The organism is Mesorhizobium sp. M7A.T.Ca.US.000.02.2.1, assembly GCF_003996995.1.
Lineage (GTDB): Bacteria > Pseudomonadota > Alphaproteobacteria > Rhizobiales > Rhizobiaceae > Mesorhizobium.
In genome coordinates this window covers 1-2,939 of record NZ_RZTT01000579.1, presented here as the reverse complement: position 1 = coordinate 2,939, position 2,939 = coordinate 1, and the positions used below count along the sequence as shown (strand labels likewise).

Genomic DNA, 2,939 nt, shown 5'->3' with positions numbered 1-2,939 from the left:
CGGGACGGCGCGGGCGGCAGCCGAGGCAGGCACCGAGCCCATCCCGCTGCGCTATGGTGACGATCCCTATGTCTGGGCCTGTTGGCTCTACTACGAAGATCGTATGACGCAGGGCGATATCGCCGAGATCATGGGCATTTCGCGGGCGACGGTGAACAGTTATCTGGCCGATGCCCGCGCCCGCGGTATCGTCAACATTTCCCTCGAGCCGTCACGGCTGAGCTCGCTCTCCATCGCCCAGGAACTCAAGCGCCATTTCGGGTTGCACGATTGTCTGGTCGTGCCAAGCGACGACAATACCCGTCCGCTGATCGATCGGCTTGGCGGGGCCGCGGCGCAGGCCCTTGCCAAGCTTTTGAAATCCGGGGACACGCTTGCCGTTGCCTGGGGGAGGACCGTATTGGCAATCGGCGAGCAGGCCTCCGTGCCCGGCCTCCAGGACGTCACCATCGTCCAGGCAACGGGGGGCACGCGTGCGAGTTTTGCCTACACGCCGGAACTCTGCGCGGCCGCCATCGCCGGCGCCGTGGACGGGAAGCTGATCAACATCACCGCACCAGCAGTTGTTTCGACGGCCGAGGTTCGCGACATGCTGTTGCGCGAGACGCTGATCGAAAGCCAGTTCGAGGCGCTTGCCAAAGCCAACAAGGCGCTTTTCGGCATCTCTTCCCTGCGCCCCAATTCGACGATCCACACCAGCGGCTTCTTTGAATCGGTTTCACTTCAACAGTACCTCGCCAAGGATGCTGTGGGGGTCGTTGCCGGCCGCTTCATCGACGGACTGGGCAATCCGGTGGCCGGCCCGCTCGACGACCGCACGATCGGCATATCGCTCGACAGGCTGAAGGCCATCGGGTTGCGCATCGCGGTCGCCGGCGGTTTCGACAAGGTGCCGGCGATCCTTGCCGCGCTGCGCGGCGGTTATGTCAACGTGCTCATCACGGACGCTGCCACGGGCCGCGGCATTCTGAATGCCGACGGCGTGACGGAGCTCGACCAGAAGCTCTCGCAACGTCCAAGGCTCGACAACGCCGTGGCTTTGCCCAGCAACTTCCGCACCCATGTCAAGAAGTTCCTCAACGATCCCGACGATGTCGTTGAGGAAATGCTTGACGGCGTGGTGAAGGCCCACGCCGCTTACATCGAGCCGATAAAGGGTTCGCATCGTGCTCTCGTTGCCCGTGCGGGGCCGAGGCCTGGAAAGGTGGGGCTGGTGATCGGCGGCGGCACGGGGCATGAGCCCTGCTTTCTCGGTTATGTAGGAAAGGGGCTCGCCGATGCCGTGGCCGTCGGCAACATCTTTTCGTCACCGCCTCCCGGCACGATCTTCCAGTGCGCCAATGCCGCCTCGGGCGGGCAAGGCGTGCTCTTCGTCTACGGCAACTATGCCGGCGACGTGATGAATTTCGAAATGGCGGCCGAGATAGCGGCGGAAAAAAACATCGAGGTTCGCACGGTGGTGACGACAGACGACATCGCCTCGTCCCCGATCGAGGATAGGGAGGGCCGCCGTGGCGTTGCCGGCAACTTCTTCATCTTCAAGATCGCCGGTGCCGCCTGCGACCGTGGCTTGTCGCTCGACGCATGCGAGGCCGTGACGCGCAAGGCCAATGCACGAACATTCACCATGGGCGTCGCGCTGGAGCCTTGCTCCATGCCGCAGACCCGTCGCCACAATTTCGAGATCGGTCCCGACGACATCGAGATCGGCATGGGCATCCACGGCGAGCCTGGTGTCATCCGCGATAGGATGATGAGCGCCGACGCGATCACGGACCGGATCATGGACCGCATCTTTTCGGAAATGAGGCCGGCAGCGGGCGACCGTGTCGCCGTGCTGATCAATTCATTCGGTGCCACGCCGCTGATGGAACTTTATATCCTATTCAGGCGTGTCGCGCAGCGATTGAGCGCCAAGGACATCACCATAGAGGCGAACTGGGTCGGGCATTATTGCACGTCGCTCGACATGGTCGGTGCGTCGATAACGATCTTGCACCTCGACAACGAGTTGACGGAAATGCTGCATCACCCCTGCGATACGGCTGTCCTGCGGGTCGGCTGAGATTCTTAGAAGCATGCGCCGATACGATGGGCCGCATCCTGCTTGAACTGGGAGGAACACGATGTCGGACAATGCGGCGCGACGCCTGAGCAGGATGTTCTATCGCATCTCCATTGCGATCGAGGCGGGGAAGGATCACCTCTCGGATCTGGATGGCGCCATCGGCGACGCAGATCATGGCATCACCATGTCACTCGGCTTCCTGGCGGTCAACGCGGAGCTGGCCAAGCTCGACCTCGACCACATGCTTGCGTCGGAAATCTTCTCCGCTGCCGCATCGGCCTTTCTCGATGCCGTCGGCGCCTCCACGGGGCCGCTTTATGCGACGGCGTTTCGAAGAGCGGCACAAGCCCTGAAACAGGATGAACGGCTTTCAGCCGCCGGCCAGGCCGCCATCATCGAAGCCATCACGACCGGCATCAAGGAGCGCGGCAAAGGGCAGCGCGGCGACAAGACTATGCTGGATGCCTGGATTCCCGCAACGGAAGCAGCCGTCAATGCATGTGCCCGCGCTGCCGGGAGCCGGGAGATGTGGAACAGCATCCTGCAGGCTGCGGAAGCCGGTGCAAATTCGACACGATCCATGGTCGCTGCCCGCGGAAGGGCGGCCCGGCTCGGGGAGCGATCCCTGGGGCACATGGACCCGGGAGCGGCCTCGGCCGTCATCATCCTGCGCGCGATGAAAGACACCTTTGGTGGAGACGGTGCGAAGTAGCGAGGGCTGCCAGAGGGAAGCTCGGGCGCCGCCCACTTCGGAATTTGGATGTCCCTGAGCGAAGCATCAGTGCGACGAAGTAGAGCGCCGCCACCTAGATGAGCATCGTGTTAAAGCCACTCGAATGTGGCCAAGCACCACTTCGCCGATCTCGCTTTT

2 protein-coding genes are annotated in these 2,939 nt (G+C 62.8%); both read left to right on the top strand.

Annotation, left to right across the window (positions count from 1 at the left end):
- Positions 1-40 precede the first annotated feature (40 nt).
- Positions 41-2,065: a bifunctional sugar-binding transcriptional regulator/dihydroxyacetone kinase subunit DhaK gene (locus EOD15_RS31890; RefSeq protein ID WP_245463824.1), complete on the top strand. Its 2,025-nt coding sequence runs from the start codon at positions 41-43 to the stop codon at positions 2,063-2,065.
- Between the two features lie 61 nt (positions 2,066-2,126).
- Entirely contained in the window at positions 2,127-2,780 is a 654-nt protein-coding gene (dhaL, locus tag EOD15_RS31885; protein ID WP_127318340.1) for a dihydroxyacetone kinase subunit DhaL, read from the top strand.
- The last annotated feature ends 159 nt before the right edge of the window (positions 2,781-2,939 follow it).